Genomic DNA, 7515 nt, shown 5'->3' with positions numbered 1-7515 from the left:
CCACCAGGCTTTCAGCGCTGCCCAGCACCAGGCGGCCAATCAGCAGGCTGGTGAGGCTCAGCGCCGGCAGGTGTGACAGCCACGCCGAGAGCAACATGAACACGCCGCTCAACCCGCAACCGGCCAGGCCGTACATGACGGCGCGCTTGCTGCCGCGATTATCGATGATGCGTCCGGCATAGGGCCGGCTCAGCAGAGTGGCCAGGTATTGCACGCTGATCACAAGGCCCGCGATCACGGCGCCAAAGCCCAGGTCGCTGTGCACATAGCCAGGCAACACGGCCAGGGGAATGCCGATATTCAGGTAGCCGATGAAGGTGAACAAAACGATGGAAACGACTTGCAGCGTGACCGCCATGGGGCGCTGGGTATCTGGCATGGGGAGAGGTCCACTGTCGCAGCAGGAAAAGATAGGCTGCTTATGATACCGATGCTGGGCGCGTGCGGGGGCAGCAAAGCAAACTTTTAGCGATCGGCGGGGTTGAGCAGTTGCGTGGTTACCAACGCGGCGAGGGCGTTTTCCTGGGTGCCGAAGCGCTTGAGCAGGAGGGCCTGTTTTTCCGGGGTGAGGCGGTTCCATACGTCGACCATGTGCAAGGCAGTGTCGAGCAGGGCGGTATCGGGGGTGGTGTCGGTCATGGCGGGGCTCACGGTGTTCAGGCGGTGTGGAAAGCGCGCAATGTCACGCTTTCCACACGGTCTGGGTACGGCTCTCAGTCTTCGCTCTTGCGGTCGACCGGTTTTGCCTCTTTGGGCTCGGGCTTGGTGGCACCGGCCTGTTGCGGGGTTGGCTGCTCAGTTTCGTGCAGGCTTGGGAAGGGGAGATTAGGGATTTCGTGCATCGTCGTCGCTCCTCGCAAGATCTGTTTTATCAATCGCAGGTGATTCCGCGCGTTCAAAAAGCCTGTGCAGGATACAGCACTGTAAATGACAGAAAGATTTTATCTCAGAAAATGAACGCGTCTTCATCCCGCCGCGCAAGTGACGTGGCGCCACAGGGGTGTCGATTGTCATCGTACAACATCGCCTGCAACGGATTGACATCGTGCTGCTGACTGAATATAACGCTAACAGTTGTATGACGACATATGACGTTACAGTTTTATAGCGCCCGTAATACGGATGCGCTCGGTCGCAGAACGTACGCCTCAAATCTAAAAATAATTAAGGTGAAGCGATGAAAATCAAAGGCATCCGTTGGTGGATGGTCGGGCTGATGACGGTCGGCCTGATTATTAACTACCTGGCCCGCAACACGCTCTCAGTCGCAGCCCCCACGCTGATGACCGACCTGAGCATCTCCACTGAGCAGTATTCCCACATCGTTGTTGCCTGGCAGGTGTGCTACGCCTTGATGCAGCCGATCGCCGGTTATGTGATCGATGCGATCGGTACCAAGATGGGCTTTGCCATCTTCGCCATCTCCTGGTCGGTAGTCTGTGCCCTGGCGGCATTCGCCACCGGTTGGCAGAGCCTGGCAGTGGCCCGTGGCGCACTGGGGCTGACGGAGTCGGCGGGCTTCCCCGGCGGCGTCAAGGCGATTACCGAGTGGTTCCCGGCCAAGGAGCGCTCCGTCGCCATCGGCTGGTTCAACTTTGGTTCGTCGTTTGGTGCGTTGTTGGCGCCGCCACTGGTGGTCTGGGCGATTTTGCACAGCGGCTGGCAGTTGGCATTCCTGATCGTTGGCGGCATCGGCCTGGTGTGGAGCGGGCTGTGGCTGCTGCTGTACAAGCACCCGCGTGACCAGCGCCTGCTGGCCCAGGCCGAGCGTGAGTACATCGAGGCCGGCCAGGAAACCCACCTCAAGGAAGGCGTGCAGAAGAAAGCCAGCTGGAAGCGCATCCTCAAGAGCCGCAACTTTTTCGCCATCGCCTCGGCGCGGATGCTCTCGGAGCCGGCCTGGCAGACGTTCAATGCCTGGATTCCGCTGTACCTGATGACCGAGCGGCACATGAACATCAAGGAAATGGCGCTGTTCGCCTGGCTGCCGTTCCTGGCCGCCGACATTGGCTGTGTGCTGGGTGGCTACCTGAGCCCGTTGTTCCACCGCTACTTCAAGGTCTCGCTGTTCACCTCGCGCAAGCTGGTGATGCTGTTCGGTTGCCTGTGCATGATCGGCCCGGCGTGCATCGGCCTGGTGGACAGTGCCTACACCGCGATTGCCCTGCTGTGTGTCGGCGGTTTCGCCCACCAGACCTTGTCGGGTGCACTGTTTTCCATCGCCTCGGACTCATTCGGCAAGAACGACGTGGCCACCGCCACCGGTGGCGGGCAGATGTGCGGGTTTATCGGGGCTGCGGCGTTTACTGCGGTGTTCGGCGTGCTGGTGACCAAGGTCGGCTACAGCCCGCTGTTTGTGGTGCTGGCGATTTTCGACATCATTGCGGCCATCGTGATCCTGATGGTGGCCCGGGAGATCGTCAAAGATCCGGAGCCAGCCACCCAAACCGGTCACGGCGGCACATTGCTGCCGGTTTAACCCTGGCGTTCCATCGCCGCCTTGTAGAGCGAGTTCTTCGGCTGGGCAAACACCCGCGCCAGCATCGGCTCGAAGAAGCTCAGCGGCAGGGTGTCGTAGGCCGGGTCGAACGCCGCCGCGTCGTACTGCGCGCAGAACTCGATGGTTTGCCGGTACTGCGGGTGGTCGCCAAATTGCTCGCGCAGGTGGCGGTCCATCCCCAGGTGGTGGAAGAAGTAGTAGCCCTGGAAGATCCCGTGCTTCTCCACCATCCACAGATTCTCGGCGCTCACAAACGGCTTGAGAATCGCGGCGGCGATGTCCGGGTGGTTGTAGGAACCGAGGGTGTCGCCGATGTCGTGGAGCAGGGCGCACACCACGTACTCTTCATCCCGGCCATCGTGCCAGGCGCGGCTGGCGGTTTGCAGCGAGTGGGTCAGGCGGTCCACCGGGAAGCCGCCGAAGTCGCCCTCCAGCAGCCGTAGATGCGCCAGGATCCGGCTTGGCAATTGCCGGGCGTAAGCACTGAAATCCTTGGCGATGATCGCCCAGTCTTCCTGGGTACCATCCTGCATATGGGTGAAGCGGGCCTGCTGGTTCATCAAAGCCTCTCTTATTGTTCTTCAAGCGTGGGGCTAGAACGGCACCTTGCCCAGAATCATGTCGCGGTACATCACGAAATCCCCCAACAGGCTGTACAGCGGATGCTGGAAGGTCGCCGGGCGATTCTTTTCAAAGAAGAAATGGCCGATCCAGGCAAAGCTGTAGCCGGCCACCGGCAGCGCCAGCAGCAGCCACCACGCACCTTTGCCGATCGCCAACGCGAGAATGAAGATAACGAGGCTGGTGCCGATAAAGTGCAGGCGACGGCACGTACTGTTGCCGTGTTCGCTCAGGTAATACGGGTAGAAATCGGCGAAGCTGTTGAATTGCCTGGCATTTTCCACAGTGGTCGGCCCTCTGGTTATTGTTCTGCCCGACAGATGTTCGGCGGGGAGCTTATTTGAGTCTAGAGTCATCAGTGGTAACAGCCAGTGACAATAGATGCCACTTTAGTATCCTTCGGATTCCTGGCTGTCGTTTCAGCCTTCCTTGTTAAGAAAACGCCATGAGCGAACGAACGACTTCTGCAAGCTGGGCGATGGGGATAGTCAAGGCGCTGGAAATGGACGGCCTGGATTGCCGTGCCTTGTTCAAGCAGCTTGGCCTGGATTACGCCGCGCTGAATGACCCGGATGCACGCTTCCCCCAGGACTCCATGACCCGGCTCTGGCAGCGCGCGGTCGAGCTGTCGGGCAACCCGGCGATTGGCTTGAACATGGGCAAGGTGGTGCGCCCGGCATCGTTTCATGTGGCCGGCTACGCCTTGATGTCCAGCAATACCCTGGCCGAAGGTTTTATGCGGCTGGTGCGTTACCAGCGAATCATTGCTGAAAGTGCCGACCTGAGTTTCCGCCTGTTACCCGAAGGTTATGCGCTGATTCTGACGGTGCACGGCGACCACCTGCCGCCTACCCGGCAAAGTGCCGAAGCGTCCCTGGCCAGTGCCCTGGCGTTATGCGGCTGGCTGACCGGGCGCACGTTGCAACCGCGCAAGGTGCTGGTGCAGGGCGATCAGCCAGCGGACCTGGCACCCTATAAACAAGCCTTCCATGCACCGCTGGTGTTCAACGCGCCCTATGACGCGCTGATCTTCGAACGGGCCGATATGGAGGCGCCGTTGCCCACGGCGAACGAGGCGATGGCGTTGTTGCACGATCGTTTTGCCGGGGAGTACCTGGCGCGGTTTTCCGAGAGCCGGGTGACCCACAAGGCGCGGCAGGTGCTATGCCGGTTGCTGCCCCAGGGCGAGCCCAAGCGTGAAGTGGTTGCGCAGACGTTGCACCTGTCCCAGCGCACCTTGCAGCGCCGCTTGCAGGAGGAGGGCACGAGTTTCCAGACCTTGCTCGACGACACCCGCCGCGAACTGGCCGAGCAATACCTGGCGCAGCCGAGCATGACCCTGCTGGAAATTGCCTACCTGTTGGGGTTTGCCGACCCGAGCAACTTCTTTCGTGCGTTCCGCCGCTGGTTCGATGCCACGCCCGGCGAGTACCGGGCGCGGTTGCATGAGCTGCCTGTCAGTGACGCCAAAACGCCGGAATGCACAGCACAAACACCGTAATGATCTCCAGTCGGCCCAGCAGCATGCCGAATGACAGGATCCACTTGGCAGCGTCCGGCAGGGTGGAGAAGTTACCGGCCGGGCCGATGGTTTCACCCAGGCCCGGGCCCACGCCGGACACGGTACTGGCGGCGCCGGTCAGCGCGGTCATCCAGTCCAGGCCCAGCAATGACAGGGCCAGGGCGATGGCGCAGATGGTGATGGCGAAGAAAAACGAGAAGGTCAGGATCGACCGCACGATTTCTTCATCGAGGCGATGGCCGTTGTACTTCTGCTTGATCACCGCTCGCGGGTGAATCAACTGGTTCAAGTTGGCCTTGAGCAGGATGTAGGCGACCTGGAAACGGAAGATCTTGATCCCGCCAGCCGTGGAGCCGGAGCAACCGCCCACAAAGCCCAGGTAGAAGAACAGCATCAGCGAGAAATTGCCCCAGATGCTGTAGTCCCCCAGCGCAAAACCTGTGGTAGTGACTACCGAAGTGACGTTTACCGCCACGTGGCGCAGCGCCTCCAGCCAATGCAGATTGGTGGTCCACCAATACCAGGTGCCGAGCACCAGCCAGGTCACCACCAGCAAACCAAGCATGCCCTGCACCTGCTGATCCTTGATCAGTGCCCGGCGGTTGCCACGCATCGTGGCCACATACAGGGTGAACGGCAGGCTGCCCATGATCATCACCACCACGGCCACCCAGTGCACCGCCGGCTGTTTCCAGTGGGCCAGGGATTCGTCGGAAGTGGAAAACCCGCCGGTGGAAATTGCCGACATCGCATGGTTGATCGCATCGAACAGCCCCATCCCGGCCCACCAGAACGCCAGGCTGCCGAGGATGGTGATGCCCACGTACGCCGCCACGATCAGGCGCGCCACCATGTGCGAGCGGGGCATGACCTTTTCCGAGCGGTCGGAGGATTCGGTCTGGAACAGGCGCATGCCACCGATGCGCAGCAGCGGCAGGATCGCCACCGCCATGCCGATAAAGCCGATGCCGCCGAGCCAGTGCAGCAGCGAGCGCCAGATGAGGATGCCCGGGGACATGGTGTCCAGGCCGCTGAGCACCGTGGAACCGGTGGCGGTGATGCCCGACATGCTTTCGAAGAACGAGTCGGTGTAGCTGATGTGTTGGGTCAGCAGGAACGGCAGTGCGGCGAAGATGCACACCACCAGCCAGCTGGAGACGGTCAGCAGGTACATGTCCCGCGGGCGCAGGTGCACGTGTTCCGGGCGGCCGGGGATGACCAGCGCCAGGCCTGCGATAAAGGTAATCAGGCTGGCCCAGAGGAACGACGGCAGGTCGCTGGTGCGTTCAAAAAACACCAGGGTCGCCATGGGGATGACCATGGCGATCGCCAGGGTGATCAGGAAGATGCCGATAATGAAACCGATTATCCGTAAGGTCGGCAACGCCATGAGGTCCGCTCGGGGTGACAGGAAAGGCGCCATTCTACCTGCGGTGCAGGGCAAGTAAACCGGGGGGGCGTTGGAGACGTGGCAGATCAAGTGTGGGAGCGGGCTTGCTCGCGAAAGCGGTGTATCAGTCAACGGATGCATTGGCTGACCCACCGCTTTCGCGAGCAAGCCCGCTCCCACAGGAGATTTGTGCTGGTTGATGGAGCTTGGAGGGCAGGCACAAAAAAGGCGACCCGAAGGTCGCCTCATTCAACGCGGCACTGATCAGAACTCGTGATCAGCGTTATCCGGGTTCAAGTCACTGATGCCCAGCTTGCCAGCAGCCTGTTCGATCGAACCGGTCTGCTTCACCAATGCGGCGATGGCGTCACGTACGATCTGGTTGCCTTTGTCGTTACCGGCAGCAATCAACTGGTCGTAGTGTTCGCCGTTGTTGGCGTGGTCCACCATCACCTGGATCTTCGCTTCGGTGGAGGCCAGGTCAGCCTTCAACGCTTCATCGGCCGCCGGGTCGGCCTTGGCCACCAGGGAGGACAGGCTGGCGCCGGTCATCTTGGTACCGTCGGTGCGGGTGTACTCACCCAGGTAAACGTTACGAATACCCTTGGCGTCGTAGAAGTGCGAGTTGTGGGTGTTGTCGCTGAAGCAGTCCTGTTCGTCTTCCGGCGAGTTGGCTTCCAGGGAAACCTTCATGCGCTCACCGGCCAGCTCGCCCAGGGACAGGCTACCCATGCCGAACAGCATCTTGCGCAGGCCATCGGTCGCAGGTTCTGCTTCCAGCGTGGCGCGGTAGTTGTCTTCGACGTTGGGCTTCCAGTTGCCGACCATTTCTTCCAGGTCGCTGACCAACAGTTGAGTCACGGCGCGCAGGTAGGTGCGGCGGCGCTCGTTGTGGCCGCCAGTGGCGCCATCACCGGTCATGTAGTCCGACGCTGGACGGTTGCCGGCGCCCGGGCCGGTGCCGTTCAGGTCCTGGCCCCAGAGCAGGAATTCAATTGCGTGGTAGCCGGTGGCTACGTTGGCTTCGGAACCGCCCAGCTCATTCAGGCTGGCGAGTTTTTCCGGGGTGATGTCTTTGACATCGACCTTGTCTTCGCCGACCTGGATCTCGTTGTTGGCGATGATGTTGGCGGTGGCGCCAGGGTTGCCCAGGGCGTGTTCGTAGGTCTTGTCGACGTAGTCGATCAGGCCTTCGTCCAGGGGCCAGGCGTTCACCTGGCCTTCCCAGTCGTCAATGATGGTGTTGCCGAAGCGGAACACTTCACTCTGCAGGTACGGCACGCGCGAGGCGATCCAGGCGGTACGGGCCGCTTTCAGGGTGTCGTCGTTCGGGTTGGCAAGGAAAGTGTCGATCGCGGTTTGCAGGGTTTTCGCGGTGGACTCGGCATCGCTGTACACCGCGAACACCATGTCAGCGTAATGCGCGACCACGGCCTTGGCGGCGGCCTCGTCTACCTGGCCTGCCGGGGCAGCCGCCGGGGC

9 protein-coding genes are annotated in these 7515 nt (G+C 61.2%); 2 read left to right on the top strand and 7 right to left on the bottom strand.

Annotated elements, in window-relative coordinates:
* From HX846_RS22140 to HX846_RS39685, 3 genes are all read right to left on the bottom strand, one after another.
* On the bottom strand, positions 1 to 379 hold a 379-nt coding region (locus HX846_RS22140), incomplete at its 3' end, for an MFS transporter (protein ID WP_372242008.1).
* Positions 380 to 465: 86 nt separating this feature from the next.
* On the bottom strand, positions 466 to 639 hold the full coding sequence (locus HX846_RS22135) for a hypothetical protein (protein ID WP_008430977.1): 174 nt from the start codon (positions 637 to 639) through the stop codon (positions 466 to 468).
* A 74-nt stretch (positions 640 to 713) separates the two neighbouring features.
* Entirely contained in the window at positions 714 to 842 is a 129-nt protein-coding gene (locus HX846_RS39685; protein WP_003212978.1) for a hypothetical protein, read from the bottom strand.
* Between the two features lie 362 nt (positions 843 to 1204).
* Here HX846_RS39685 and HX846_RS22130 point away from each other — a divergent pair, with 362 nt between their 5' ends.
* Entirely contained in the window at positions 1205 to 2479 is a 1275-nt protein-coding gene (locus HX846_RS22130) for an MFS transporter (protein ID WP_052024259.1), read from the top strand.
* Here the strand turns inward: HX846_RS22130 and HX846_RS22125 are convergent.
* Together HX846_RS22125 and HX846_RS22120 are read right to left on the bottom strand one after the other, a co-directional pair.
* Complete coding sequence (locus HX846_RS22125) at positions 2476 to 3060, bottom strand: HD domain-containing protein (RefSeq protein ID WP_003212982.1); 585 nt, start codon at positions 3058 to 3060, stop codon at positions 2476 to 2478. The two genes, HX846_RS22130 and HX846_RS22125, sit on opposite strands and share 4 nt — an antisense overlap.
* A gap of 33 nt (positions 3061 to 3093) precedes the next feature.
* Positions 3094 to 3405, bottom strand: a complete 312-nt coding sequence (locus tag HX846_RS22120; protein WP_003212984.1) for a DUF962 domain-containing protein — start codon at positions 3403 to 3405, stop codon at positions 3094 to 3096.
* Positions 3406 to 3566: 161 nt separating this feature from the next.
* On the opposite strand from HX846_RS22120, the gene HX846_RS22115 reads away from it, so the two are divergent.
* Complete coding sequence (locus HX846_RS22115) at positions 3567 to 4622, top strand: AraC family transcriptional regulator (RefSeq protein ID WP_003212986.1); 1056 nt, start codon at positions 3567 to 3569, stop codon at positions 4620 to 4622.
* Here HX846_RS22115 and HX846_RS22110 read toward each other — a convergent pair.
* A complete protein-coding gene (locus HX846_RS22110) occupies positions 4579 to 6033 on the bottom strand; it encodes a TrkH family potassium uptake protein (protein ID WP_177022247.1) in 1455 nt (484 codons plus the stop codon). The two genes, HX846_RS22115 and HX846_RS22110, sit on opposite strands and share 44 nt — an antisense overlap.
* 264 nt (positions 6034 to 6297) lie before the next feature.
* The coding region (locus HX846_RS22105; RefSeq protein ID WP_178966095.1) for an imelysin family protein at positions 6298 to 7515 on the bottom strand (1218 nt) is incomplete at its 5' end.

Source organism: Pseudomonas sp. K5002, assembly GCF_013386655.1.
Taxonomy (GTDB): domain Bacteria; phylum Pseudomonadota; class Gammaproteobacteria; order Pseudomonadales; family Pseudomonadaceae; genus Aquipseudomonas.
This window is presented reverse-complemented; position numbering and strand designations above follow the sequence as displayed.